Source organism: Streptomyces sp. NPDC030838 (genome assembly GCF_055572035.1).
Genome location: NZ_JBVIED010000013.1, coordinates 1 through 26,834 on the forward strand (window position 1 = coordinate 1; position 26,834 = coordinate 26,834).

A 26,834-nucleotide genomic window follows, 5' to 3' on the forward strand; every position below is an offset into this window, starting at 1 on the left:
GAAGTACGAGTACCAGACCCGCGCCGACGGCTACTCCGCCGACCTGTTCCGCAAGACCTCCCCGGAGGGCCGCGCCTGGCAGTTCGGCTACGACACCTACGGCAATCTCAAGACGGTCACCGACCCCAAGGGCGTGGCCACCACGACCGCGGGCGACTACACGACGTCGTACGAGTACGACGCGTACGGCCGGCTGACGAAGGCGACCGACGCCAACGGCAACCCGACGACCTTCTCCGCCTTCGGGCCCACCGGCTACCCCGCCAAGATCACGGACGCCAAGACCTTCACGACCGATTTCGTCTACGACGAGCGCGGCCAGGTCACCGAGGTCATCGACGCGTACGGCAAGAAGACCACCCAGACGTACGACGTGTACGGGCGTCCCCTGGTCAAGACGGTGCCGAAGAAGCAGGACTCGGGTGCCCTGATCACGACGACCGCGCCGGAGTACGACGCCAACGACAACATCACCAAGGCGACGGCGCCCAACGGCGCGGTCTCCACGGCGGTGTACGACGACGCGGACCAGGTCACGTCGGCGACGGCGCCGGCGAACAACCTCACCGACCCGCGCACCTCGACGTACACCTACGACAAGGTCGGCAACCTGAAGACGACGACGGAGCCCAAGGGCACGGCGACGACGACGGACACGACCGACTACGTCACCACCCATCACTACAACGAGATCTATGAGCTGGTCTCGGTGGTCAACGCGACCGGCGACAAGATCAGTTACGAGTACGACGAGGTCGGCAACGTCGTCACGGTCATCGACCCGAAGAAGAACGCAACCGCCGACACCACCGACTACACCACCAAGACGGCCTACGACCTGAACCACCGGGTCACCGTCGTCACGGACGCCGCCGGCAAGACCACCAAGCGGGGCTACGACAAGGACTCGCTGATCACGTCGATGACGGACGCGGAGAACAACACCACGACCGTCACCTACGACGAGCGCGGCAAGCGGACCGAGATCAAGGTCCCCTACGAGGGCACCACGACCCGGTCGACGAAGTACGAGTACGACCAGGTCGGCAACGTCACCAAGGTGATCAGCCCGCGCGCGGTCGCGGCCGGCACGACCACGGCGTTCACCGCCCGTACCGAGTACGACGCGCTGAACCGGCCGGTCAAGCAGTACCAGCCGTACGACCCGGCGGACTCCCGTCACAACGACCCGAACGTCTACACGGAGACCGTGTACGACAAGGTCGGCCGGGTGGCGAAGACCTCGCTGCCGCCGTCGGAGGGTGAGACGGTCCGCAACGACACCGTCTACAGCTACTTCGACAACGGCTGGGTCGAGTCCTCCACCGACCCGTGGGACATCGCCACCACCTACGACTACAACCAGCTCGGGCAGCAGACCAAGCGCACCCTGACCTCGGCGGGCGGCTCCTCGAACCGCACGATGACGTGGTCGTACTACCCGGATGGATCCCTCAAGGCCCGTTCGGACGACGGTGTCCCGGTCGGGAAGTCGGTCGTCCTGGTCGACAACTCCGACACCCAGAACACCTCCGCCACCGGCACCTGGACGAAGGGGACCCTCGCCGGCCAGCACGGCTACGACCACCGCACCCACGCGGCGGGCACCGGCACGGACGCCTTCACCTGGACGCTGAACATCCCCAAGGACGGCACGTACACCGCGTATGTGAAGTTCCCGAAGGTGACCGGCGCCGCGACCGCGGCGAAGTACACCGTGACCCACTCCACGGGCACGGCCGACAAGACGATCGACCAGAACGCCACCGCCAACCAGGGCACCTGGGTCTCGCTCGGCGCCTACGCCTTCAAGCAGGGCAACGCGGCCAAGCTCCAGCTGTTCCAGAACAGCGGCGGAGTGGTCGTCGCCGACGGCGTCAAGCTCGTCCGTGACACCGGAGGCGACCCCGCCGACACGGAGAAGAACGACTTCGCCTACACGTACGACCTCAACGGCAACCTGACCAAGATCGACGACACCTCGTCGACCGCGAAGATCGACGCCTACACGGTCGCCTACACCGGCCTCAACCAGGTCCAGAAGGTCACCGAGACGCTCGCGGGCCAGGAGAAGAAGTCCACGTCGTACACCTACGACGCCAACGGACAGCCGGAGACGATCAGCCACCCCGACCAGTTCTCCAAGTACACCTACGACCTGCGCGAACTGGTGAAGACGGTCTCGGTCGGCAAGACGGCCACGGACGCCTCGCCGAAGGTGACGTCGTACACCTACACCGACCGCGGCCTGAAGCTGAAGGAGACCAAGGCCAACGGCAACACCGTCGACTACACCTACTACCTCGACGCGGCCGTGAAGTCGACGACCGAGAAGAAGCCCAACGGCACCCTCGTCTCCTCCCACACCTACGCCTACGACCCCAACGGCAACAAGGCGCAGGACGTGGCGAAGAAGATGAACGCCGACAACCACGCGGCGTACCTCGAATCGACCACCAACTACACCTACGACCCGGCCGACCGGCTGCGGGAGGCGGTGAAGACCGGCAACGGCGCCGGGACGGAGACCTACGTCCACGACGACAACGCCAACGTCATCCGGCAGACGGTCAAGAACCGGACCACCGAGTACGGCTACGACCGCAACCGGCTGCTGACCGCCACGACGTCCGGGGTCACGGCGAACTACAACTACGACCCGTTCGGCCGCCAGGAATCGGTGACATCGGGCGGCGAGATCGTCGAGCGGAGCGTGTACGACGGCTTCGACCACGTCATCGAGTCCCAGAAGATGGACGACAACGGGGCGCTGAAGACGACGAAGTACACCTTCGACCCGCTCGACCGCACCACGTCGAAGACCACGGACGGCAAGACCACCGACTTCGCCTACCTGGGCCTGTCCCGTGAGGTCCTGGACGAGAAGGTGGCCGGCGAGCTGACCAAGTCCTACCAGTACAGCCCGTGGGGCGAGCGGCTGTCGCAGGTCAAGCACAACAGCGACGGCACGACCGAGGACGGCTACTACGGCTACAACAGCCACACCGACGTCGAGACCCTCACGGACAAGAACGGCGACACCAAGGCGACGTACGGCTACACCGCCTACGGCTCCGACGACGACACGGAGTTCACGGGCATCGACAAGCCGGACGCGGCCGACCCGACCAAGGAGGCCTACAACCCGTACCGCTACAACTCCAAGCGCTGGGACGCCCAGGCCGGCACCTACGACATGGGCTTCCGCGACTACAACCCGGGCCTGAACCGCTTCACCACCCGGGACATGTACAACGGCGCCCTCGCCGACATGGGCCTCGGCACCGACCCGTTCACCGGAAACCGCTACGCGTTCGGCGGCGGCAACCCGTCCACGTTCGTCGAGTACGACGGGCACCGTCCGATCGAGTGCAACGAGTCCGGCTACACCTGCCGGATGAACAGCGCGGGAGGCTGGGACGTCGACTACGTCAAGTCCACCGCCGATCTCGACCCGGCCGCCGGCACACCCAGTTACGGCGGAAGCGAGGCGGACGCGGACAAGCTGAACAGCCAGACCGTCGCCTACGGCATCGCCTACGCCCGGAAGTACGGTGTCGACGAGAAGCTGGTCGTCGCCCTGCTCATGCAGGAGCAGCCGTTCTACACGACGTGGCCGGGCGCGACGGGGGACCTGGCGAAGACGGGGGTCTCCGCTCTGGGCATATGGACCGAGCGTCTCTTCGGCAAGGACCCGAGTGTCGGGCCCGTGCAGATGAAGTCGGCCACCGCCCGGCAGATTCTGGTGGACGCCGGATACGACGACTTCAAGGACACCTCGCTCGACGCCATCCGTCAGGCGCTGTCCGTGAACGAGGAGTTCGCCGTCTCCGTGGCCGTGCTGAAGCTGAAGCTGGACATCAGCTCGGGCAGCGACAGCAAGCAGGCGTACATCGGATACTCGCTCAGCGACGACCAGGCGGCCCGCCTGCGCGTGCCGGGTGACCCTCTGGTGCAGGCCAGCCCCATCCTGTCGAGGAGGTCGGCGCGGTTCGACGCGAACATGGCATATCTGTCCGGGACCGGGCAGTCTATGTCCGAGCTGTTCGGGATCTCGTCGCTGCCGACCGCCCAGTTCGGGGATCCGGGCGGTTTCTGCTCAAGCATCGCAAGGGACTGTGGATGATTCGTCAACGGACAAGGGCGCTCCGCCTGGCCGGAGCGGCAGCCATCGCCGCCGTGCTGGTGACCGCGTGGATGGTCGTCCGCGCGTGGCTGGAGCTGCCCGGTGTACCGGCCGACGTGGTGCGGTCCGCCGCCTCCGGACCGGTGCGCATCGTGGCCGAGGGGCACGCTTCGAGTCCCGGAAACGACTGGGAGGACTCCTACGCCCTCCTCTCCGTTTCCTCGGACGGTTCCTCGGACGGCGATCCCGTCGAGGACATCGAGGAGGCCCTTCGGTCCGCGGGCTGGAGCACCCGTGCGGGCGGTACCGGTCCGCTGCTCCTGTCCGGGGACACGCCCGCAGACCGGCCGAAATACGGGGTGACGGTGCAGAGCTACGGGAATTTCGGCTGCCTCGACCGACCCGAGGTCTGTGAGGACTTCGAGAAAGCGGCGGAAGGCCGCGACGAGGACCTGTTCGTAGCCACCTTCATGCCCTACGTCTGAGGCTGACCGCCTCCTGGAACAGTGGCCTCCGGCCGGCCTGGTGCCGACCGGAGGCCACTGCCGTGCCGCGCCGAAATCTGTACCCGCCGCACCAGATGTCCGCGTCCGGACGCTAGGGTTGCCGCATGCCCGCCGAGAACTCCCCCGCAGCCGGAAACCTCGACGATGACGACTACCCGGCATACACCATGGGGCGAGCCGCCGACATCCTCGGTGTCACCCCCGCCTTCCTGCGGGCGGTCGGCGAGGCCGGCCTGATCACTCCCCTGCGGTCGGAGGGCGGCCACCGGCGTTACTCCCGCCGCCAACTGCGCGTCGCCGCCCGCGCCCGTGAACTCGTCGGCCAGGGGACTCCCGTCGAGGCCGCCTGCCGCATCATCACCCTGGAGGACCAGCTCGAGGACGCCCTCCGCCGGAACGAGGAAATGCGGCGAAAGCTGGAGGGCGGCGGCGCGGAAATCTAGTTCCGCCGTTGCAGAATTATCGGTCGGGGTCGGACGAGAATTTCTCAGACGTGGGTTTTCCGCGTGACCTGTCCGCGTGACCTGTGTTAACGTTAAAGCCGTTGCAGTTTTGGTTACCGAAAACTCTCCGGAGGGGTGATCATCGCAGCGACCCGGAGTTCGCAAGGTGCGGATTCCGGTACTGCCCCCCAAGGGAGATTCAATATGGCATCTGGCACCGTGAAGTGGTTCAACGCGGAAAAGGGCTTCGGCTTCATCGAGCAGGACGGCGGCGGCGCTGACGTGTTCGCCCACTACTCGAACATCGCCACCTCGGGCTTCCGCGAGCTTCAGGAGGGCCAGAAGGTGACCTTCGACGTCACGCAGGGCCAGAAGGGCCCGCAGGCCGAGAACATCGTTCCCGCCTGACGCTGACGCGAACCCGAACATGGCCGGGGCCCGCACTCTTGGAGTGCGGGCCCCGGCTCGTTCCGCATGCGTGACCGAACGGCCGATTTTCCCCTCGTCGGCGGTCCGCGGGGCGCGGAGCGCGCCTCGCTGAGTTAGGCTGCTCAGCCATGTCGCACCCTGACGATCTGCTGCTCGGCATCGCCGAGGCGGTGGAGTCGCAGCACAGCAGTCGGATGTCCCTGACCGTCGTGGTCCCCGGAGCCGTCATCACCGGACGGCTCGCCCCCGAAGCCCTGTGGAAGCAGCGCGTGGCGGAGGTGCTACGGGACTCGGCGGACCTACAGCATTTCTCGGGCGTGTTCACCGCACCCGGCACCGGCGACGACTCGCCGCCGTCCGCCGGCCGTCCGACCCACCTCCACTTCCACCTCGCCCGGATCCTCCAGGGCAGCGTCGGTATCCCGGACACCGGGGGCATGTACCGCGTCGCCCTGGAGGATGTGAGTGCGTGGACCATCGGGGACATCCGCTATTCGGACCAGTGAGCCGCCTGGCCGGTCGAAGACCGACCGCACATAGGAGAGACCGGCACTGAACGGCCCGGCGACTGGGAATGACCGAGGGCTCCAGCCGATGCTGCCCGGCCTCTACGTCGTAAGAGTGCGTGGCGTAGGCTCCGGCCGTATGCAGGTGATCGCGGTTCTCGCGCTCGACGGGGTGTCGGCCTTCGATCTGGCCATCCCCTGCCAGGTGTTCGCTCTCGCAGCCCTCGACGGGGCACCCGCCTACGAGGTGCGGGTCTGCGCCGACCGGGCGCTGTCGGCGACAGCCGGTCCGGCGGAACCGTTCCGGATCTCCACCCCGTACCGCTGGGACGACGCCCTGGACGCGACCACCGTCATCGTGCCGGGCATCCCGCATGACCGCGTCCCGCATCCGCGTGCCGTCCGGCTGTTACAGGAGGCCGCGGCCCGCGGAGCCCGTATCGCCTCGATCTGCACCGGCGCCTTCGCCCTCGGCCACGCCGGACTGCTGGAGGGGCGTCGTGCGACCACCCACTGGCGGTTCGCCGACCTGCTGGCCGAGCGCTTTCCCGGTACGCGCGTGGACCCGTCGGTGCTCTACGTCGACGAGGGGCAGGTGCTCACCTCGGCCGGGATCGCCGCAGGCCTCGATCTGTGCCTGCACATCGTCCGCCGCGACCACGGCGCGGCGGTGGCCGCGGAGGTCGCGCGCATGCTGGTGATGCCGCCCCAACGGACCGGCGGTCAGGCCCAGTTCATCGAATACCGGTCGCCCGACGGCGATGCCGCCGACCTCGGTGACACCTTGCAGTGGATGCGCGGCAAGCTGAACGAGCCGCTGAGCCTGGCCGACATCGCCGCCCACGCGATGATGAGCCGCCGCAGCCTGTCCCGGCACTTCCGGGCGCAGACCGGCACCACACCGCTGCGCTGGCTGCTCGCCCAGCGCGTCCAGCGTGCCAGGGAGCTGCTGGAGACGACGGCGCTGCCGCTGACGCGGGTGGCCGACGAGACCGGGTTCGGCTCCGTCGAGGCGCTTCGTCACCACTTCACACGGCAGGTCGGCACCACGCCGTCCGCCTACCGGGCCACCTTCCGTATGTGAGCCGTGGGTTGGGCCTCAGGGGCTGGCCGTATCTTGCGCACCATGGGCACGCGCGCCGGTGTCGTCGATCACCGGCCGTCGGAAGACTGAACGCGTTCTCGCTTCCGCCGGCCGCCGCACACCGCGCGGCCACGTCCACACGGAGAGCCTCATGCCCGCCCAACTCGCGAGCGCCGCCCCGACCACAGCCACCGCCGCCCGGGCCCGACGCCCGCTGCGCGTCCACACCGTGCTCTACGACGGTGTCGAGGAGCAGGACTTCGCCGGTCACGTGGAGGTGCTCGGCATCGCCGGGGAGGAACTCGTCGTCCAGTCCTTCGTCCACGTCGAGGACCGGCGGGTGAGGACGGCCGCCGGCATGGAGATCCTGTGCCGGGACGCCTGGTCGCCCCGCTCGGCCGATGTGATCATCGTTCCCGGGGCGGGGTACGGCGAGGGATCCGCGCTTCAGCGGGAGATCCAGCGCGGCGTTCTGCCCCGCGCCCTGAAGGCAGCCCCCAGGAAGGGCCTCGTGCTCGGCGCGGTGTGCACAGGCACCATGCTGCTCTCCGCCGCCGGGCTGACGGCCGGGCGGCGCTGCACCACCCACCACATCGCCCAGGACGAGCTGCGCCGGGAGGGCGGACGCGTGGTCGGCGGCCGGGTCGTCGACGACGGCGACCTCGTCACCTGTGGCGGCGTCACCTCCGGCATCGACCTCGGCATCTGGCTCCTGGAGCGGTTCTTCGGCCCTGACCTGGCCGTCCTCGCCGAGGAGGTCCTGGAGTACGAACGCCGCGGCACGGTCAACACCCTCTGACTCCTCTCGCTCCCGCCGACTCTTCGAAGAAGGAGACGACCTGTGAAACGACGCACCCTTCTGCGCACCGGGACCGCGCTCGGAGCCGCCGGTCTCACGGCCGGCATGTCCACGAACAGCGCGGCCGCGCCCCCTTCCCGCCAAGGCGACGACGATGCCCTCCGCGTGCACGTCGTGCTCTTCGACGGCGTGGAGGAACTCGACTTTGCCGCCCCTTACGAGGTGTTCGCCGCCTCCGACCACTTCACCGACCGCTCCGTCGACGTGCGTTACGTCGCCCTCGACGGCCCCCGCACCGTCACCGCCGCCTACGGCACCACCCTCCGCGTCGACCAGGCCTGGGCACCCGAGCAGGCCGACCTCCTCGTCGTCCCCGGCGGTGGGTACGCCCGCCGCGAGGATCCCGGGGTCTGGGCCGAGATCCGGCGAGGGACGCTCCCCCAGGCGCTGGCGGGGGCCCGGCGCCCCGGGCTCACCATCAGCGGCCTGTGCACGGGGGTGATGCTCCTCTCCGCCGCCGGCCTGACCCGCGGCCGGCCCTGCACCACCCACCACCGGGCACGACACGACCTCGAAGAGCAGGGCGGGCTCCTGAAGAACGCCCGGGTCGTCGACGACGGCGACCTGGTCACCGCCGGAGGCGTCACCTCCGGCCTGGACCTCGCCCTGTGGCTGGTGCGCCGCGAGCTGGGCGTCGACGCCGCGCTCGGCCTGGAGAGCATGCTGGAGTACGAGGCCCGCGGCACGGTCCACCGACAGGCTGCGGGTCGAACCTGACAGGAATTGTGACCGCGCCGTGGTCATTCAGCTGGTGCACTCACGGTTGCCTGGGCCCCCTAGCGTGGCTGTCGACGTCGGCTGTCGGCGGACGGGAGCACGGCCAGGGCGGCCGAGAGGGCGGCTACGACGGCGGCCAGAGGGAGGATCCCGCGCAGGGCGGAGCCCACACTGTCGGAGAAGATCATGGTGTCCACCGCTTGCAGGGCCAGGCCGACGCCGCCCGTCGCGATCAGCCAACGTCCGGCCGTGTTCCGCATGAGCAGAAGCAGCGTGCCGATGGCGAGCACGGCCGTCTGTACGCCGAACAATGTCATCTGCACTGTTCGCGAGTCGCCCGAGAGCGAGCCGGCGGTGAAGGCCTGGTCCGTCGCGACGGGGATGACCGGAACCGTGATGAGGCAGACCAGCGCCGCCACGGCGGTCGCGGTTCTGGCGGAGGGCCGTTGGGCGGGGAGGATTGGACTCGCGCCCCGGCCTGCCTCCGGTGCGCCTTGGCACCAGCGGCCTGTGGACGGACGTACGGCCATGGCCACGGCGGCGATCGCCGAAGCGGCCGTCAGAGGACCGACGACGTAGGCGATCATCTCGACGGCCGGCGGCCCTCCCACCAGCTGATACTGCACGCCGGCGCTCAGACAGTGCAGAGCCGTTATGCCGGCGCCTGCCGTGATCATCCAGCGGCCGGCCATCCTCTGCCTGTACAAGAGCAGCGCTCCCGTGCCGAGCACGACCGCCTCCGCGACGCCCACCGCCATGTTCACCGCGATCAACCCGGTCGGCGCGGAGGGGTCCAGGACGTACTGGACGGTCCTGGCGATCATGGACAGCAGCCCCGGCAGACACAGCAGCGCCAGGGTGATGGCGGCGGTCGCGGCGCTGCGTGCCTCGGAGGTGGGATCCATCGGCGGGAGCGGAGTCGTCGGGGGCGGGGTGGGGCCGCCTCCCCGTGGCGTATGCCCTGGTTCCTGGTCGAGTTGGCGCAGGTCACGGGCGAGGTCGGCCGCGTCGCCGTACCGTTTGTCGGGGTCCTTGTGCAGCAGGGTCAGCACGAGGTCGTCCCAGGCGGGTGGGATGCCCGGGGACACGGAGCTGGGGGCGGGCGGGTCCTGGGTGAGGTGTGCCGAGAGGTAGCCCACGGTGTCGGGGGCCTGGAACGGCAGCCGGCCCGTGAGCAGTTCGAAGAGCAGGCAGCCTAGCGCGTACAGATCGCTGCGCGGTTCGGGGAAACCACGTGCTTGTTCGGGGGCCATGTACGGAGGTGTGCCCACGATGAAGCCGGTCTGGGTGAGGCGGTCCGCGGTCACGTAGGGGTCGGCTGCGCGCGCGACACCGAAATCCAGCACCTTCACGAATCCGGACGGCGTGATGAGGACGTTGGAGGGCTTGATGTCCCGGTGCATGACCCCGGCGTCGTGGGCCTCTCCCAGCGCGTCGCATATCTGCGCCCCCCACCGGGCCGCGTCCCGCAAGGCGACGGCACCCTGGCCCAGCTTCACGTCCAGGCCCTCGCCGCGGACCAGCTCCATCACCAGGAAGGGGACCCTGCTGTCCCCGGTGCCCGTCTCGCCGACGTCGTGGATGGTCACGATGTTGGGGTGCTGCAGGCGGGCGGTGATCCGTGCCTCGCGAAGGAACCTGGCGCGCGCCTCGGTGCCGTGGCTCCCACCGCCGCCGAGCAGCGATATCACCTTGACCGCGACGCGCCGGCCCAGCGCCTCGTCCTGCGCCTCCCACACCTGCCCCATACCGCCCTCGCCGAGCTGCCGCACCAACCGGTAGCGGCCTCCCAGGAGCTCATCCCGCACTGCCGTGCCTCCCCGCGTCGGGTCACGTCTGCCCTCCCGCCGGCGAACCAGCGCACCGCGATCATGGCGCAACGGCCGAAGCGGTACATCCGATACGCGGAAATTGACGGCTCAGTGCCTTCGGCTCGGTCAGAACTTCTGCCCCGCGCCTGCCCGGGTCAGGGCTTCATGCGCATCGTCCCCCTGCCGCGGGTGTTCGGCCGCGTGACCGTATGCCCTGGGTGGCAGGTGGCCCTGGATGTGGGACAGCTCGGTCACGGAACGCTCGAGGGCGAGCTCCAGGATCTCGGGCATGGTCAGGGTGCCGGTGCCGTCCGGCGGGGTGAGCCAGCGCAGGGAGCCCCAGCGGCAGTGCGGTGCGGGAGCCGCGACCCACGATCCCTTGCCGAGGTAGCGCATCCCCGCGCCGACCCACACCGCCGCCGGATCGGGCGGCAGGAAGAAGCCGACGTGGTGATTGCGGGAGTCCAGCAGGCAGGGACCCGGCTGGATCAGCGGCAGGTCGTCCAGGATGCCGGCGACACGCAGCCCCAGCTCCTCGGGAACGACCAGGACGTCCCAGAACCGGCCGGCGGCCAGCAGGGTGACTCCCGTGCAGCCGTTCTGCCACTCCTCCTTGCAGGCGCGGGGGTCGTCCGACGCAGCGGCCAGCCACTCCATCGACCTCTTCCATTGCGCCAGTGCCATCAAAGCCTCCTTGTGGGTGCCGATGCTCAGTGGTTGCGCGTTCGGCGCTTGAGCTGCATGACCTGTGTGCTGTTGTCGCGCCTTACGGTCGTGGATGATCGGTGGATGGCCCAGTCCAGCGGCTGCCGCGGGCAACGGCCATATGGTGGGGGCTCAATTCCCCGTTTGGGGCGAGCGCCCGCGCACCGGCGGGGCAGAAATATGCAGGCACACGCCCCCCGACGAGCGCGTGCACCAGCGAACGTGACCCGGGCTTCCTGTGCCCTTCTCGAGCCAAGGCCGCCGTAGAGGTCACCGAATAGGAAGGCCGCACGGAACGGGAACGGCAGCCCCAGCTCCCGGCTCCCCATAACGCCGCCCCTGCGGCGGCTCGCCCTCTGCGTCCTCTGCGCCCTCCGCGAGCCGAACATGCCCGCTCGTCCACGAGAGGACGGGCCATGTTCCACTCCCCTGAGGGGCGACGGTGACGAAGACCCAGGGCGCGCCACGGTACCCCGGGACTGCGCGGCCTCGCGCCTTCCATTCCGCGACCAGTTGGGCGTAGATCGGCGGATGGCCGCGGTAGGCACCGGGCCCTTCGGCGGATGTCCGCGGCGCGGCAGCGTCTCCGGGAACGCGCTGCACCGCTGCCTCAGTGCTGTCCATGCCCGGGCAACGCGAGCGTGCGCGCCCGCGCTACGCAGGTCTCGGGGCACCCACCGGGTCGGGTGAACCTATCCCCCATTCGGAGCCGGAATCTCATCCGACAACCACTCCGTCTGCCTCCCTGTCCTGCGGCCGCGGAGCACGACCGGCCAGGGCCCGCCGGCGTGCCCGGGGGACGTATCAGTCGCGCTGTGGCACCACCGCGACCGGGCAGTGGGCGTGGTGCAGGAGCGCGTGTCCCACCCGGCCGATCTGCGGTCCGAGATGCCCGTGGCGCGAGTGGGCTCCGATGACCAGGAGGTCAGCCGCCGCCGAACGGGCGAGGAGCTCCTGGCGTACGGAGCCCTCCACGATCACGCGGTGGACGACGGGACGGGAGTCTCCGTCCCCGTCCGTGAAGGCCCTCGCGGTGGCCAGGACGTCGTCGAGGACGGCGGAAGCCTGCTCCTCCAGGTGATGCGCGGGTTCTCCGGCCAGCAGTGGATGCGCGACCGGCTTGTGAGCCGGGCGGCGCCAGACCCGTACGGCCTCCAGCAGGCAGCCGCGCACCGCGGCCTCCCGGGCCGCGAACCGGACCGCGGCGGGGCCCGTGGCGGGACCCCCGACGCCCAGGACGATCCGGCCGTTCGCCGTCTCCCTGTTCTGCGGGCTGCCGCGTACGACGACGACCGGGCAGTGGGCGTGGGCCGCCACGGCGAGGCTGACCGAGCCCAGCAGCAGCTCCCGGATCGGTCCCCTGCCCCGTACCCCCGTCACGACGGCGGCGGCGGCGCGCGACTCGCGCAGCAGGGCAGCAGCGGGTTCCTCCGGCACCACCTCGGTGCTGATGGTGAGCCTCGGGCCGCGTTTCCGGGCCCGCTCGGACGCACGAGCGACGACGCCCTCGGCGAGCGCATGCTCGGTGACCAGGTCGGAATCAGCCCCTGGCGTGTCCGCGAGGGCGGCCCCCTCATACCGTTCCCACACCGAGGCATGGACGATCCGCAGCGGCAGACCATGACGGACCGCCTCATCCACGGCCCAGTCAACCGCTCGGAGGCCGGCCTCGGAGCCATCGACGCCCACGACCAGAGGCAGCACCACGGTTCCCACCGCCTTCACCACGCCGGCACATTCATTTTCCTTCCGGGTGACGGTCATGTCGCGGTCGGCTCGAACGCCTTCTCGGTGACGCCGGCGCCGACACCTACCTCACGCTGGAGCGCTGAGTGCCGCTCGTCGTGTGATCCCGGTCCGCTGCCCAGGAGGCCAGCACGGACGTCAGCGCAGCCGGGTCTCTTCCAGCGGAGCCACGCGCAGCCTCTGTGCGGGCTCGCTGGGCAGGTGGGGGGTGTGGCTGACCAGGCGGGCGGAGTTGCCGACGACGGCGATGCTGCTGGTGTTGTGCAGGAGGGCGGCGGCGACGGGGTTGAGGGAGCCGCCCGCGCCGGCGAGGAGGCCGGCGAGGTTGACGCCGATGGCGAGGCCGTAGTTCTGGCGTACGACGCGCAGGGTGTGGCGGCTGAGTTCGACGACGGCGGCGACCTGGCGGAGGTCGTTGCCGGCGAGGGCGATGTCGGCGGTCTCCAGGGCGACATGGGAGGAGTGCTCGCCCATGGCGATGCCGACGTCGGCCAGCGCGAGAGCGGGGGCGTCGTTGGTGCCGTCGCCGACCATGGCCACCATGTGGCCCTCCTCCTGGAGGTCGCGGATCAGCTGGAGCTTGGCCTCGGGCAGCGCGTGGGCGTGCACCTCGGCGATGTCGAGGGCGTCGGCGACGGCCTGGGCGGTCTCCGGTGCGTCGCCGGTCAGCAGGATGATGCGCTGGACACCGAGGTCGCGCAGCTGCTGGACGACCGTGCCGGCTCCGGCGCGTACCGCGTCGGACACGCCGAGCATGCCGATGAGAGCCTCGTCGTGGGCGAGGCAGATGACGGTCTCGCCCTGCCGGCGCAGCTGCGCGGCCCACTCCTGGGCGACCGGGGTGAGTTCGAGTCCGTGGCGGCGCAGCAGGGCGGGGCTGCCGACGAGGAGGCGGGTGCCGTCGAGTTCGGCGCGCATGCCCATGCCGAGGACGACCTCGCACGCCTGGTGGATGGGGATGTGCAGATGCTGTTCCTCGGTGCGGGTGACGATGGCCTGGGCCAGCGGGTGGACGGCGTGCAGTTCGCCGGAGGCGGCGAGCCTGAGGACGTCGTCCGCGGTGTAGTGCTCGTGGAACGCGACGACACTGGTGACGAGCGGGCGGCCGAAGGTGAGGGTGCCGGTCTTGTCGAAGACGACGGCGGTGACCCGGCCCACGCCCTCCAGATGCGTACCGCCCTTGATGAGCGTCCCGTGGCGGGCGCCGTTGCCGATGGCGGCGCTGATCGCGGTGGGCGTGGCCAGGCCGGCCGCGCACGGGCAGGCGACCAGCAGCATGGTCATCGCCCGGCGGGCGTCCCGGGTGAGCGCGTACGTCCCGGTCGCGAGCGCCAGGGACACGGGGACGAAGCGGCGGGTGAAGCGGGTGGCGACGGTCTGGATCGGGGCCCGGTCGGCCTGGGCCTCCTCGACCCGGCTGATGATCCGCCCGACGGTGGTGTCGCCGCCGACCGAGGTGGCGCGGACGGTGAGGGAACCGGAGGTGACGAGGGTGCCGGCGTACACCTCCGCGCCTTCCCGGGTGTAGACGGGCAGGGCCTCGCCGGTGATCGCGGCCTGGTCGACCAGCGCCTCGCCGGAGACGACCGTCCCGTCGACCGGGATCTTGTGGTGCTCGTAGACCGCCACCACGTCGTCGGGTCCGACCTCGTCCAGCGCGACCTCCACCTCGACGCCCTCACGGACCAGCCAGATCCGCTCCTCGCCGATGCTGAGCAGTTCCTCGATGGCGCGGCGGGTGCGGCGCAGGGTGATCGTCTGGAGGAACTCGCCGATGTTGAGCAGCCACAGGACGGTCAGGGCGACCACGTTCTCGCGCAGCAGCAGGGAGATGACCGTGGCGGCGGTGACGAGGGTGTCGGTGCCCGGATGCTGACGACCCGTCATCGTGCGGAGCGCGCCCCGGAAGAACGGGAGCCCGCTGAAGAGGGTGACGGCGCCGAGGAAGCCGGACCGGCCGCCGGTCACCCATGGTGAACGGCGCAGCACCAGCCGGTGCACGGCCACCACCGCGAGTACGACCCCGCCCACGACCAGCCGGGCCAGCTCGCCGGTGGAGGAGTCGGGCACGGACCGGCTGCGCTTCTCCGGTACGGAGGGAGGAGGGGCCTCTTCGAGCGCGTCGACCAGCCGGTCGACGTCCAGCCGGTCGGGCTGCACCCAGATGACGACGCTGCCCGTGCGCGGGAAGATCCGCAGCGCGCGGAAGCCGGGCAGCTCGGCGAGCCGCTCGTCGACCAGTCCCGCGCAGCCCGGCCGCGCCTTCAGCCACGGCACGATCAGCCGCGCGCGGCCCGCGGCTACGGAGCGGACCAGGACATCGGCCATGATCAGTGCTCGTGGTCGTGGTCGTGGCCGCCGATGTCGACCGCCGACGGAGGCGGCGCTTCCTCACCGAGCGAGGAGCGGGCCTCGGCCAGCATGTCCCCCGCCTTGAGCCGGGCCTCCTCCGCCGCGGAGCCGAGCCACCGGGCGGCCACGATCCCCCCGGCGAGACCGCTGACCAGCGCTTTGCGCGTCGCCGGTTTGGCCTTGGGAGCCGCCTTGCCGGCGGACCGCACCAGGGCCACACCGACCAGCCCCGAGACGGCGTGGTGCGCGAGACGACCGAAGGCGGCACCGGCGAAAGCTGCGGGATGCATGAGGACCTCCGCGGGTCCAGGCCGTGAGACGGCACGTACGGCTACGTCAATTGTGCCCCTCCAGGCAATGGCGTCGCATTTGTTGCCTGGGCAACGGCATTCCGGGACGACATTCAGTCGAGACCCAGGCCTCGGCGGCCGATGTCGTTGAGCTGGTCGGTCGTGAACCGGCCGCTCCAGGAACGCTCGTAGTGTTCCTCGGGGAAGTCGCCCGGGCTGGAGCCGGTGACGAACGCCTCGCGGACCTCGGTGGCGTAGCGCTCGTTGCGGGCGCACCACGGGGCTGTCGGGATGTACATGACGTTGCCCCAGCCTTTCTGGTCGGTGACCGGGGCGACGCTGTGGATCATGTCGCAGTGCCACCACACCGAGTCGCCCGCGCGCACGTCGGGGATCGGCGTGAGGGCGCGGTAGAGCGCCGGATGCCAGCGCTTGGTGACCGGGAAGACCTGGTTGACGGTCACTCCGCACATCGAGCCCTCGGGCACGTCCGGCAGCAGCGGGCGCAGCAGCAGGTAGGCCATGATCTCCGGGATCGGCACGGTGTGCAGCACGCCCTGGTCGGCGTCCATGTCCGACAGCGCGGTCCAGCCCTGGAAGGTGCGGAAGGCGGAGCACATGGTGGAGCCGGGGTACTGGGGGCCGGTGGTGCGGTGGGCGGCGTCCCAGGGGTCGTACTGCTCGGCGGTGCCGTCGAAGAGGTGGCGGAAGGCCTGCTGGTACTCCCGGGTCATCCACAGGTCCAGCGTGCCGGGGTCGCAGTGGGTGCCCAGGCCCGAGGAGTCGGTGCCCGGCGGGCGGCGGCGGATGCGGTCGGGGTACAGCGCGTCGCGGTCGGGATCGAACCACCGGGTGCCGTCGTCGGAGGTGTGCTTCCAGAACGAGTTGAGGAAGGACTGGACGGTGGCCATGCGCTCGGACTGGCGGGCCCGCATCTGTGCCTGGGACCAGTACACGGGGTAGATCTCGGGCTTGGAGCCGACGCTGCCGAAGAAGTCGTCGCCGGGTCCGGCGTACGTCTCGAAGAACCTGTTGCGCTCGACGTAGTCGACGATGCCGGCGTCCCAGGCCAGCGCCTGCTCGCGCGGGAAGTGGCCGCGTACGACGAGACAGCCGCGCTTCTTGAGCTTGGCCATCTGGGCCGGCGTCACGCTTCCGCCGGCGATCGCGTCGTACTCCAGGACGGGCCACACCTCCTCGCCGCGCTCCCGGTCGGCCTCGATCTCGGCGATACGGGCCTCGACGCGCTGCTCGACGGCCGCGAACACCTCCTCGACGGTGCGGCCGGAGGCTTCGATACGGGCGCGCAGCGCGGGCTTGATCTCACGGATGGCGGCCGTGAGATCGGACGGGGTCCGCTCCCAGTGCGGCAGGGCGGGGAGGTGGTGGGTTTCCGCTGCGAGCGTCATCGCCCGGCTCCTTTGGTGAGGACTCCTTACTAGAACGACGGTACGCAGGGACGGCAGATTTAGGCAAGAGTCCTTACTAGAATGCCCGCATGACCCCGCCGAAGCCGTCGCTGGAGATGCTGCGCGCCCTGACCGACGAGAACGTGCTGCGCGCGCTCATGGCCCATCCGCGCCTGACCAGGGCGGAGATCTCCGCGCACACCGGGATCTCCAAGCCGACGATCTCCGACAGCGTGCAGCGCCTCGGCCAGGCCGGTCTGGTCGTCGACACCGGCGAACGCACCACCGGACGCGGACGCGTCGGCTCGTACTACGCCCTCGCACCGCAGCTCGGCGCCGCACTGGTGGCGAGCATCACCCCGCACGGAGTCGTGGCCGAAGCGGTCGACGCCCTCGGCCGCGTCCACGGGGAGGTCCGCACCGCGCTGGAGGCGAGCGCGGGACCCCAGGTGGCCGCCACGGCCCTGACCTCGGCCGCGGGGCGACTGGCCGAGCGGATCCCCGGCCCGCTACGCCTCGCGGTGATCAGCGCCGCCGACCCGGTGGACCGCGAGACCGGTCGGCTCGTCCATCTGCCGGACGCCCCCTTCCTCGTCGGCGACCTCGACCCTCCCGGCGTCCTGGCGTCCCGCGTGACCGGCCCCGTCCTGGTGGACAACGACGTCAACTGGGCCGCCCGCGCGGAGCGCCGGTCCGGGTGTGCGCAAGGCGTCGACGATTTCGTCTATCTCCACCTCGGTGAGGGCCTCGGCTGCGCCGTGGTAGGCGACGGCAGCGTCCGGCGCGGGCACCGGGGTCTCGTCGGCGAGATCGCACACCTCTGCACGGCGGGCCCGGACGGCTCGGCCATGGCCTTCACCGAGGTCTTCGCCGCCCTCGGCCTGCGACGGCCCTCCTCCACCGCCATCGACGTGCCGGCGCTTCAGGATCTTCTCGCCCGTCACGACGAACAGGCGAAGCGGACCCGCGCCGCACTGGCCCGGGCCGTCGTCGGCGTCCTGTCCGCGGCCGTGTCTCTCGCCGACCCTCAGCTGATCGTCATCGGTGGCGAGTGGGGCCGGCACCCCGCCCTGCTCGCCGCCGTCGACGAGCACTTCAGCCGTACGCCACGCCCCGTCCCCGTCACCAGCGCCGTGCTGTCCTCCCCCGAACTGACCGCGGCCCGCGTCCGAGCCGTGGAGGAACTCCGCTCACTCATCGTCCAGTCGGCCGCCCGGCACCGGAGCAGTGACTGAGGTTGCTATCGGGACCGGCTCCCGATGAGGTGGGCCAGGCCGTCCAGGATGCGCCGCAGCCCGAAGTCGAAGGCGTGATCGGGGTTGTACACGCCCTGGTGAGCCGCACCCGCGGCGCTGCCGACCCGGGCCGCGAGGGGGAACCGGGCGGGATCGAAGACCCTGGCCAGGAGTGGCGCGTTGGCCGCCCACCACTGCTCGTCGGACATGGCGCTGTCGCGGGCGGCGGCCTGGGTGTCGAGGTCGGCGCGGGCGACGGACTGGACGAAGCCCAGCAGGAAGGTGAGGGCCGCGTCCATCTCGACATCGTCGAGTCCGAGGCCGTCGAAGGCGGCCAGTTCGTGTTCGTACTTGGCCATGAGGCCGGGACCGAGCGGTGGGCGCGTGGTGGGCAGGGTCGCCACCCAGGGGTGGCGCCTGTACAGGTCGCGGTTCTCGCGCGCGACGGCCTCCACCCTTGAACGCCACGGGGCGGCTGTGTGATCGGTACGCGGCATCTGGAGATAGACGGCGTCCAGCATGAGGTCGAGCAGCTCCGCCTTGCCCGGGACGTATGTGTAGAGCGTCATCGGCGTGACGCCCAGCCGCTGGGCGACGCTGCGCATGGTCAGGGCGTCCAGTCCACCGGAGTCCGCGAGCTCGACAGCAGCCTGGACAACGGCGTCGACCGTCAGGCCCTGCTTGGGGCCGCGCCGGGGGCCACCCTGTCCGGGCTCGCGCCACAGCAGCTCCAGGGTGCGGGCCGGGTCGCCTGCCCCGCTTCGTTCTTTGGCCATGCGCTCCATCCTCTCGCCTCTCGCCCGGGAGTTTTTTTGCTCCGTGAACCCATCTACTTTGTACGTCGTATAGAGTACAGTGTATAGAGATCGCTTGATCCCGAGCTCCAGGAGAAGCCATGAAGATCACTTCCACCGCCGTCTCCCTCACCGTCGACGACGTCCCCGCCTCCGCCGCCTTCCTGACCAGGCACTTCGGTTTCCAGGAGGCCATGGCCGCCGAAGGCTTCGCCTCCCTGGCCCGAGAGGACGCCGCCAACGTGATCTTTCTCCAGCGCGGCATCGAGGTCCTGCCCGAGGGCTTCAGGGACCAGCACGCCGCGGGTGTGATCCTCGCGTTCACCGTCGCCGACCTGGACGCCGAATACGAGCGACTGCAGCGCGAGGGCGTCTCCATCACCATGCCGCTGCGCGAAGAGCCGTGGGGCGAGCGCCTCTTCCAGGTCACCGACCCGAACGGTGTGATCGTCCAGCTCGTCGCCTGGGCCATACCCGACAACCACTGACGGTCATCGCGGACGCCGCGCCGGTCTGCAGCTCCGTGCGGTCCGGGTGATGGACGCCGGCCCCGGATGAGGACGGGGTCTCCTCAAGGCGTCTCCGGGAAGTGGCAGGCCACCTCCCGCGTCTCTCCCGGCGCGGCGATCCGCAGCAGGGGTGCCTCGGTCCGGCAGAGCTGCTGGGCCTTGGGGCAGCGAGGGTGGAAGGTGCAGCCGGGTGGCGGTGCCGCAGGGCTCGGCGGGTCGCCGAGGAGGGTGATGCGCTCGCGGGTGCGCTCGGCGGCGGGATCCGGCAGGGGCACGGCGGAGAGCAGGGCCCGGGTGTAGGGGTGGGCGGGTGCGCCGTACACCCGCTCCTTGGGCCCGACTTCGACGATGCGGCCCAGGTACATCACCGCGACCCGGTCGCAGGCCCGCTTCACCACGGACAGATCGTGGGCGATGAAGAGGTAGGCGAGCGACAGCTCCCGTTGCAGCCGTTGCATCAGATTGACGATCTGGGCCTGTACGGAGACGTCGAGCGCGGAGACCGGTTCGTCGGCGACGATCAGACGGGGACTGGTCGCCAGGGCGCGGGCGATGCCGATGCGCTGTGCCTGCCCGCCGGAGAACTCGTGCGGATAGCGGTCGACGTGCTCGGGGATGAGCCCGACGAGCTCCATCAGCTCCACGGCCCGCTTGCGGGCCTCCACGGTCGAACTGCCCCGCACCAGCAGGGGTTCGGAGATGATGCGGGCCACCGTCTGACGCGGGTTGAGCGAGGAGTGCGGGTCCTGGAAGACCATCTGGAGGTCCCGCCGCAGGGGCATCAGGTCGCGCCGGCCCAGGTGACTGATGTCGTGGCCGTCAAAGGTGATGGACCCGGCCGTGGGCTCCAGCAGCCGTACGATCACGCGGCCGGTGGTGGACTTGCCGCAGCCGGACTCCCCGACCAGGCCGAGGGTCTCACCGGCCGACACGTGCAGGCTGATGTCGTCGACGGCCCGTACGGGCGCGGCGTGTCTGCGACGGCCGGGGAAGGTCATCGTCAGGTTCCGTACGGAGAGCAGGGGCTGGCGGGTGGTCATGGTGTGTCTCCGCGGGGCTGGTTCTCGGTGGTGGCCGGTCGCAGGGGAAGGTGGCAGGCCACCGCGTGGCCGCTCTCGGCGGTGAGCCCGGGCCGGACGTCGTCGCAGCGCCGGCGCGCGTCCGCGGACGCGGCTGCCACGCGGGAGCAGCGCGGCGCGAAGGCGCATCCCGGTGCGGGGGTGAGGAGGGAGGGCGGGCTGCCGGGGATCGCCCGGAGAGGTTCCTCGTCGCTGTCGTCGAGGCGGGGCAGGGAGTCGAGCAGGCCCTGGGTGTAGGGGTGGGCCGGGGCGGCGAACAGGTCGTCCACCGGGGCGTGTTCGGCCGCGCGGCCTCCGTACATCACCAGCACCTCGTGCGCGATGCGGGCGACCACGCCCAGATCGTGCGTGATCATGATGACGGCGAGGCCCCGTTCGGCCTGGAGACGGGCGATCAGTTCCAGGATCTGGGCCTGCACGGTGACGTCGAGGGCGGTGGTCGGTTCGTCGGCGATGAGCAGGTCGGGCTCGCAGGCGAGGGCCATGGCGATCATCACGCGTTGCCGCATGCCGCCGGAGAACTGGTGCGGGTACTCGCCGGCCCGGCGGGCGGGTTCCGGGATGCCGACCTCGCCGAGCATGTCCACGGCGCGTCTGCGGGCGGCGGAGCGGCCGGAGCCGAAGTGGACGCGGTGGTGTTCGGCGATCTGCTCGCCGACCGTGTAGTACGGGTGGAGGCTGGAGAGCGGGTCCTGGAAGATCATCGCCATCCGGCGTCCGCGCAGTCTGCCCAGCTCGCGCTCGCCGAGCCCGATCAGCTGTTCTCCGTCGAGCTCGATGGATCCGGTGACCTCGGCGCCCTGGTGCAGGCCCATGACGGCGAGGGAGGTGACGGACTTGCCGGAGCCGGACTCGCCGACGATGCCGAGGGTCTGTCCGCGGCGCACGGTGAAGCCGAGCGAGTCGACGGCCCGTACCGGACCGCGTGCGGTGCGGAAGGTGACCGTCAGGTCCGTTACGTCCAGGAGTGGTTGTGGACCGGTCATCAGAACCTCACTCGCGGGTCGACGACGGCGTACAGCAGGTCGACGGCCAGGTTGGCGACGACGATGAAGGTGGCGGCCAGGAGGGTGACGCCGAGGATGACCGGCTGGTCACCGGTGGAGAGCGCGCCGTAGAAGAGCCGGCCGACTCCGGGCAGTCCGAAGATGGACTCGGTGATGACGGCGCCCGCGAGCAGCCCGCCCAGGTCCATGCCGAAGATGGTGAGGATAGGGGTCATGCCGGCCCGCAGCCCGTGTTTGACGACGACGGTGCGGCGTGGCAGGCCCTTGGCGCGGGCGGTGCGGATGTACGGCTCCGCCATGGTCTCGATCATCGAACTGCGGCTCTGACGCGCGTACATGGCGGCGTAGAGGATGGCCAGCGCGAGCCAGGGCAGCAGCAGGTTGGACGCCCAGTGGGCGGGGTCGTCGGCGAAGGGCACGTACTGCGGGTACGGGAGCAGGCCCGCGACCCGGATCAGGCCGTAGATCAGCATCATCGAGGTGAAGTACACCGGCAGCGAGGCGGCGGCGACGGCGCCGACCATCAGAACGCGGTCGGTGAGGGTGTCCTTGCGCAGGGCCGCGGCGACGCCGGCGCTCAGGCCCAGCAGCAGCCACAGGACGGCGGCGCCGAGCGCGAGGGAGGCGGAGACCGGCAGGCGGTCCATCAGCAGGTCCCATACGGCCTCGCTGTTCTCGTACGAGTAGCCGAAGCAGGGGAAGTCGCAGTACAGGGCGTACTGACCGCTGCCCATGGTGCGCCCGGTGAAGATGCCGGTGACGAAGCCGGCGAACTGCCGCCACAGCGGCTGGTCGAGCCCCATGTGGGTGCGGATCGCCGCCAGGCGTTCGGTGCTGCAGGACTTGCCGCAGGCCGCGGCGGCGGGGTCGGAGGGCAGGACGTAGAAGATGGTGAAGGTGACGGCGGCGATGGCGATCAGGACGCCGACGACGCCGAGCAGCCTGCGGCCGAGGTAGAGGGTCATGTGCGGCTTCCTCTCGGGTCGAGGATGTCGCGCAGCGCGTCGCCGAGCAGCGTGAACGCGAGCACCGTGAGGAAGAGGCAGGTGCTGGGGATGACGAAGTACATGGGGTCCGTGTCGTAGAAGGCGACGCTCTCGGCGATCATCTGGCCCCAGGAGGGGGTGGGCGGACGGACGCCGACGCCGAGATAGCTCAGCGCCGCCTCGGTGGCGATCATCCCGGGGATGATCAGCGTGGTGTAGGCGATGACCGGCCCCAGGACACCAGGGAGGATGTCGCGGCTGAGGATCCGCCAGGGGCCGGAGCCGCCGACGCGCGCGGCGTCGACGTACCCGCGGTGTTTGAGCGAGAGGGTCTGGCCCCGGACGACGCGGGCGACCCCGGGCCAGCCGAACAGGCCGATGACGGCGGTCATCAGCAGGATCCGGTTGACGTCCTTCGCCACCGACATCATCGCGATCATGAAGATCAGGGAGGGGAAGGACATGGTGAGGTCCATCAGCCGGGACAGCACGGCGTCGGTGCGGCCGCCGAAGTAGCCGGCCGCGATTCCGGCCGCCGTGCCGGCGATGACGACGATCGCGGTGGCGGCGAAGGCGATGAGCAGGGACACCTGGGCGCCGTGCACGACGCGGGCGAACAGATCGCGGCCGGTGACCGGTTCGACGCCCAGCCAGTGGTCGGCGGAGATGCCGCCGAGCGGACCGATCGGCTGACCACCGAGGTAGGGGTCGACGGCGGACTGGTCGAACTCCTCGGGCGACCAGCCGCCGAGCGCGCTCAGCAGCGGGGCGCCCGCCGCCATCAGGAGGAAGACCGCGACGATGCCGAGGGAGATCTTCACGGAGGCGCGGCGGCGCAGCTCCTCGCGGGCGAGCTGCCAGGGACTGCTGCCCACAGGGGCGGCGACCGCCTGCGGGGCTGCGAGGCTGTGGGAGGTCATGGGGCGGGGCCTCAGCTCTGGCTCCTGGCCGGGTCCTTGAGCCCGACCGTGGCGTAGTCGAGCTGTCCGCCGAAGGAAGTCTGGCCGTACGCGCCCGCGATGTTGGTGCCGAGCACCAGGGGCCAGCGGCGCATCAGCACCGGGACGGCCGGGGCCTTCCGCAGGATCTCCCCGTCGAGCTGCCGCCACGCCTTGTCCGCCTGTTCGACGTCGGTCATCGCGGCGATCTCGTCCATCCGCCGCATCGTCGCCTCGTCGCGGAAGAGGGAGTGGTTGCCGGAGTTGCCCTTCTCCTTGATGTAGCGGCCGTCGAAGACGAACGGCAGGAAGGTGGAGCCGGAGGGGTAGTCCGGGCACCAGCCCGTGTAGACCAGGTCGGTGCGGTTCGTGGTGTCGCCGATGGTGGCGTAGAACGCGGACGGGTCGACCGTCTCGATGGTGACCTTGATGCCCACACGGCTCAGCGCCTGCTGGATCGCCTCGGCACGTCCCTTGTCGCCGACGCTCACCGTGATCCTGGTGGAGAAGCCGCCCGGCTTGCCCGCTTGCTTCAGCAGCTCCTTGGCCTTGTCCACGTCGCCGGTGGCCGGGACCTTCAGGATGTCGGGCTGCTTGCCGCCGAAGAGGGTGGCGGGCATGTACGCGGTGGACAGGTCGTTGAAGGCGGGGCCGCCCGAGGCGATGAGCACCGACTCCTTGTCCAGGGCGTACTGCACCGCCTGACGGACCTTCACGTTGTCGAACGGGGCGCGGCCCGTGTGCATCTGGACCATGTCGGTGCAGTTGGTGGACTCCGCGAGCAACCGCTCCTTCACCTCGGCCCTGGGCAGCACCTTGGCCGCGCTCTCCGGGCGCAGCGCCTGCCAGGGGACGGCGGAGGCGTCGGCGCCCTGGGCGGCGATCATGCGGTCGTCGATCTGGTTGGGCTTCAGGCCCATCACCACGACCAGCTTGTCCGGGTACGCCTTGCGCACGGCGTCGGTCTCCGGGGACCAGTGGGTGTTGCGGACCAGGACGAGCTTCTTGCCGCGGGCGTAGAGCGCGATCTTGTAAGGGCCCGAGGAGAACGGCCGGTTGTCGTACCTCGGGCCCGTGTCCCTGGACTTCGGCACGGGTGCGAACGTCGGCAGAGCGGTGGCGTAGGGGAACTCGGCGAAGGGCTTGCGCAGTTCGAAGACGATCGTGCGGTCGTCCGGGGTCTTGATGGAGTCGAGGTGCCGACCGTGGGCGGGGCCTTTGTACCCTTCGGCGCCGGCCAGGTAGCGGGCGGCGTAGTCGGCGCCGCCGGGGAGGTCGGGCGAGAAGGAGCGCTCGACGTTGTACTTGATGTCCTGGGCGGTCACCGGTGTGCCGTCCTCGTACGTGATCCCCTGCCGCAGCGTGAAGGTCCAGGTCCTGGCGCCGTTGGACGGAGTGCCGAGGTCGGTGGCGAGGTCGGGGACGAGCTCGCCGCCCGCCGCGCCGGGGGACGCCTTGTAGGTCACGAGGGTGCGGTAGAGCAGCCGGGTCCCGAACAGCATGTCGCTCATGACCCAGTTGCGGGCCGGATCGAGGTGGCTGAAGTCCTGGTTGGACAGAACCGTCAGGGTGCCGCCCTTCTTGGGGGTACCGCCGATCACCCGGCCCTCGAGTTCGGCGGCGGGGTTTTTGCCGGAGTCGGACCGCGACGGCCGGTCGCCGGAACATCCGGCCGCTCCGATGGCCAGGCTCGCGACGAGCGCGAGGGCGGTGCAACTGCGCATCTTCATGGGTGACTCCACGCACGGTCGGGCAGCCGCAGACGGCTCGGCATGCAGCTGAAATGTGACCGGTAAAATAGTAATGTGAAATTGTACTGCGCAAGATGTGTGCACCCGCGTTATCCACCTGTGCCCGAGGAGGCCCGATGAAGGACCCAGCAGCGCCCGGCACCGTGAGTCACGATCTGCCGGTGTCACCGGAGTTCGAACGCTTCATGGCCGGTGACTGGTCGGCCACTCCCCTGCCCTCCGGCATCCGGCTGCCCGCGGCGGACCCCGCGGCCACGCACCGGGCCAGACTGTCCGCACGCTTCCCCGGCGAACGGCTGATCATCCCGGCGGGAGAGCTCAAGGTCCGCTCCAACGACTGCGACTACCGCTTCCGTCCGCACAGCGCCTACGCCTGGCTCACCGGCCTGACCGGCGAGGACCAGGCCGGCCACGTACTGGTGCTGGAGCCGGACGGTCCGCACCGGCACGAGGCGGTGCTGTACATCCGGCCCCGCTCACCGCGCAGCGGCACGGAGTTCTACCGGGACCGGCGCTACGGGGAGTTCTGGGTGGGCCGGCGCCCCGAGCTGGACGAGGCCGAGCGGATGACCGGCATACGCTGCGCACACCTGGACGCCTACGGACAGCTGCCGCCGGGCCGCGACGCGTCGGACGACTGCGAACTGGCTTCCGTCCTGAGCGAGTTGCGCCTGGTGAAGGACGCCTGGGAGATCACCCAGCTGCAACTGGCCGTGGACCACACCACCTTGGGGTTCGAGGACGTCGTACGGACGCTGCCGCGCGCGCTCGCGCACCCGCGGGGTGAGCGATGGATCGAGGGCGTCTTCCAGTTGCGCGCCCGCGCGGAGGGCAACGGCACCGGCTACGAGACCATCGCGGCATCCGGAGCGCACGCCTGCGTCCTGCACTGGATCCGCAACGACGGACCGCTGAACCCGGACGAACTGCTCCTGCTGGACGCGGGCGTGGAGACCGACACCCTCTACACCGCCGACATCACCCGGACACTCCCCCTCTCCGGCCGCTTCTCCGCCGTCCAGCGACAGGTCTACGAACTCGTCCTCGCCGCTCAGGAGGCAGGCATCGCCGCGCTCAGGCCCGGCGCGAGCTTCCGCGACTTCCACCGGGCGGCCATGCGGGTGATCGCGGAAGGGCTGGCCGAGTGGGGCGTACTGAAGAGTGCCGAGGGCGACCTCCATCGTCGCTACACCCTGTGCAGCAGCGGGCACATGCTCGGCCTGGACGTGCACGACTGCGCGCGGGCGCGCGCCGAGGCGTACCTGGACGGCGTACTGGAGGAAGGGCAGGTGCTCACCGTCGAGCCGGGGCTCTATCTCCAGCCCGATGACGAGACCCTGCCGCCCGAACTGCGCGGCATCGGCGTACGGATCGAGGACGATCTGCTGATCACGGCGCAGGGGGCGCGACTGATGTCGCACGCGCTGCCGCGCACCCCCGACGCGGTCGAGGCGTGGATGGGCGCACTGCTCGACGGCTGAGCGAGGTCCGCGCGAAAGCCGGCCGCGAGGCCTTGGGTGGAAGCCGGCCACGAGGTCCGGGTGGAAGCCGG

At 70.3% G+C, this 26,834-nt stretch carries 23 protein-coding genes; 11 read left to right on the forward strand and 12 right to left on the reverse strand.

Going from position 1 to position 26,834, the window contains the following annotated elements; translation table 11 throughout:
- From ACZ42A_RS28305 to ACZ42A_RS28340, 8 genes are all read left to right on the forward strand, one after another.
- The coding region (locus ACZ42A_RS28305) for a golvesin C-terminal-like domain-containing protein (RefSeq protein WP_468530110.1) at positions 1–4,126 on the forward strand (4,126 nt) is incomplete at its 5' end.
- Entirely contained in the window at positions 4,123–4,611 is a 489-nt protein-coding gene (locus ACZ42A_RS28310; protein ID WP_468530111.1) for a hypothetical protein, read from the forward strand. The genes ACZ42A_RS28305 and ACZ42A_RS28310, both read left to right, overlap by 4 nt.
- 125 nt (positions 4,612–4,736) lie before the next feature.
- Complete coding sequence (locus ACZ42A_RS28315) at positions 4,737–5,075, forward strand: MerR family transcriptional regulator (RefSeq protein ID WP_468530112.1); 339 nt, start codon at positions 4,737–4,739, stop codon at positions 5,073–5,075.
- A gap of 204 nt (positions 5,076–5,279) precedes the next feature.
- Positions 5,280–5,483: a cold-shock protein gene (locus ACZ42A_RS28320; protein WP_007383480.1), complete on the forward strand. Its 204-nt coding sequence runs from the start codon at positions 5,280–5,282 to the stop codon at positions 5,481–5,483.
- A 149-nt stretch (positions 5,484–5,632) separates the two neighbouring features.
- On the forward strand, positions 5,633–6,010 hold the full coding sequence (locus tag ACZ42A_RS28325; protein ID WP_468530113.1) for a hypothetical protein: 378 nt from the start codon (positions 5,633–5,635) through the stop codon (positions 6,008–6,010).
- Positions 6,011–6,149: 139 nt separating this feature from the next.
- On the forward strand, positions 6,150–7,094 hold the full coding sequence (locus tag ACZ42A_RS28330; RefSeq protein ID WP_468530114.1) for a GlxA family transcriptional regulator: 945 nt from the start codon (positions 6,150–6,152) through the stop codon (positions 7,092–7,094).
- A 151-nt stretch (positions 7,095–7,245) separates the two neighbouring features.
- Complete coding sequence (locus tag ACZ42A_RS28335; RefSeq protein ID WP_468530115.1) at positions 7,246–7,893, forward strand: DJ-1/PfpI family protein; 648 nt, start codon at positions 7,246–7,248, stop codon at positions 7,891–7,893.
- 42 nt (positions 7,894–7,935) lie between these two features.
- A complete protein-coding gene (locus tag ACZ42A_RS28340) occupies positions 7,936–8,670 on the forward strand; it encodes a DJ-1/PfpI family protein (protein WP_468530116.1) in 735 nt (244 codons plus the stop codon).
- A gap of 59 nt (positions 8,671–8,729) precedes the next feature.
- Here the strand turns inward: ACZ42A_RS28340 and ACZ42A_RS28345 are convergent, their stop codons facing one another.
- The 6 genes from ACZ42A_RS28345 to ACZ42A_RS28370 all read right to left on the reverse strand — a co-directional run bounded on the left by ACZ42A_RS28345 (position 8,730) and on the right by ACZ42A_RS28370 (position 16,983).
- Positions 8,730–10,478 (reverse strand): serine/threonine-protein kinase, encoded by a 1,749-nt coding sequence (locus ACZ42A_RS28345; protein ID WP_468530117.1) that lies wholly within the window; start codon positions 10,476–10,478, stop codon positions 8,730–8,732.
- Between the two features lie 129 nt (positions 10,479–10,607).
- Positions 10,608–11,165, reverse strand: a complete 558-nt coding sequence (locus tag ACZ42A_RS28350) for a hypothetical protein (RefSeq protein WP_468530118.1) — start codon at positions 11,163–11,165, stop codon at positions 10,608–10,610.
- An 825-nt stretch (positions 11,166–11,990) separates the two neighbouring features.
- Positions 11,991–12,914 (reverse strand): universal stress protein, encoded by a 924-nt coding sequence (locus ACZ42A_RS28355; protein WP_468530119.1) that lies wholly within the window; start codon positions 12,912–12,914, stop codon positions 11,991–11,993.
- Positions 12,915–13,070: 156 nt separating this feature from the next.
- Positions 13,071–15,260 (reverse strand): heavy metal translocating P-type ATPase, encoded by a 2,190-nt coding sequence (locus tag ACZ42A_RS28360; protein WP_468530120.1) that lies wholly within the window; start codon positions 15,258–15,260, stop codon positions 13,071–13,073.
- A 2-nt stretch (positions 15,261–15,262) separates the two neighbouring features.
- A complete protein-coding gene (locus ACZ42A_RS28365; RefSeq protein ID WP_468530121.1) occupies positions 15,263–15,574 on the reverse strand; it encodes a DUF1490 family protein in 312 nt (103 codons plus the stop codon).
- 113 nt (positions 15,575–15,687) lie between these two features.
- Positions 15,688–16,983, reverse strand: coding sequence for a DUF1479 domain-containing protein (locus tag ACZ42A_RS28370; RefSeq protein ID WP_468530122.1), 1,296 nt, complete (start codon positions 16,981–16,983; stop codon positions 15,688–15,690).
- Positions 16,984–17,072: 89 nt separating this feature from the next.
- Between ACZ42A_RS28370 and ACZ42A_RS28375 the strand changes: the two genes are divergently transcribed.
- Positions 17,073–18,218 (forward strand): ROK family transcriptional regulator, encoded by a 1,146-nt coding sequence (locus ACZ42A_RS28375; protein ID WP_468530123.1) that lies wholly within the window; start codon positions 17,073–17,075, stop codon positions 18,216–18,218.
- Positions 18,219–18,223: 5 nt separating this feature from the next.
- On the opposite strand, the gene ACZ42A_RS28380 is transcribed toward ACZ42A_RS28375, so the two are convergent.
- On the reverse strand, positions 18,224–18,994 hold the full coding sequence (locus tag ACZ42A_RS28380; RefSeq protein ID WP_468530124.1) for a TetR/AcrR family transcriptional regulator: 771 nt from the start codon (positions 18,992–18,994) through the stop codon (positions 18,224–18,226).
- A gap of 119 nt (positions 18,995–19,113) precedes the next feature.
- Here ACZ42A_RS28380 and ACZ42A_RS28385 point away from each other — a divergent pair, with 119 nt between their 5' ends.
- Entirely contained in the window at positions 19,114–19,500 is a 387-nt protein-coding gene (locus ACZ42A_RS28385; protein WP_468530125.1) for a VOC family protein, read from the forward strand.
- Between the two features lie 83 nt (positions 19,501–19,583).
- Here the strand turns inward: ACZ42A_RS28385 and ACZ42A_RS28390 are convergent, their stop codons facing one another.
- Genes ACZ42A_RS28390 through ACZ42A_RS28410 form a run of 5 tightly spaced genes read right to left on the reverse strand, consistent with a single transcriptional unit; the run spans position 19,584 to position 25,261 of the window.
- Positions 19,584–20,561 carry an ABC transporter ATP-binding protein gene (locus tag ACZ42A_RS28390; protein WP_468530126.1) on the reverse strand — a complete coding sequence of 326 codons (978 nt, stop codon included), beginning with the start codon at positions 20,559–20,561 and terminating at the stop codon, positions 19,584–19,586.
- Positions 20,558–21,586: an ABC transporter ATP-binding protein gene (locus ACZ42A_RS28395; protein WP_468530127.1), complete on the reverse strand. Its 1,029-nt coding sequence runs from the start codon at positions 21,584–21,586 to the stop codon at positions 20,558–20,560. The genes ACZ42A_RS28390 and ACZ42A_RS28395 overlap by 4 nt, the downstream gene beginning before the upstream one ends.
- Positions 21,586–22,572 (reverse strand): ABC transporter permease, encoded by a 987-nt coding sequence (locus tag ACZ42A_RS28400; RefSeq protein WP_468530128.1) that lies wholly within the window; start codon positions 22,570–22,572, stop codon positions 21,586–21,588. Before ACZ42A_RS28400 ends, ACZ42A_RS28395 begins: the two co-directional genes overlap by 1 nt.
- Positions 22,569–23,513 (reverse strand): ABC transporter permease, encoded by a 945-nt coding sequence (locus ACZ42A_RS28405; protein WP_468530129.1) that lies wholly within the window; start codon positions 23,511–23,513, stop codon positions 22,569–22,571. The genes ACZ42A_RS28400 and ACZ42A_RS28405 overlap by 4 nt, the downstream gene beginning before the upstream one ends.
- Before the next feature lie 11 nt (positions 23,514–23,524).
- Entirely contained in the window at positions 23,525–25,261 is a 1,737-nt protein-coding gene (locus ACZ42A_RS28410) for an ABC transporter substrate-binding protein (protein WP_468530130.1), read from the reverse strand.
- A 137-nt stretch (positions 25,262–25,398) separates the two neighbouring features.
- Here ACZ42A_RS28410 and ACZ42A_RS28415 point away from each other — a divergent pair, with 137 nt between their 5' ends.
- A complete protein-coding gene (locus tag ACZ42A_RS28415) occupies positions 25,399–26,763 on the forward strand; it encodes an aminopeptidase P family protein (protein WP_468530131.1) in 1,365 nt (454 codons plus the stop codon).
- Positions 26,764–26,834 lie beyond the last annotated feature (71 nt).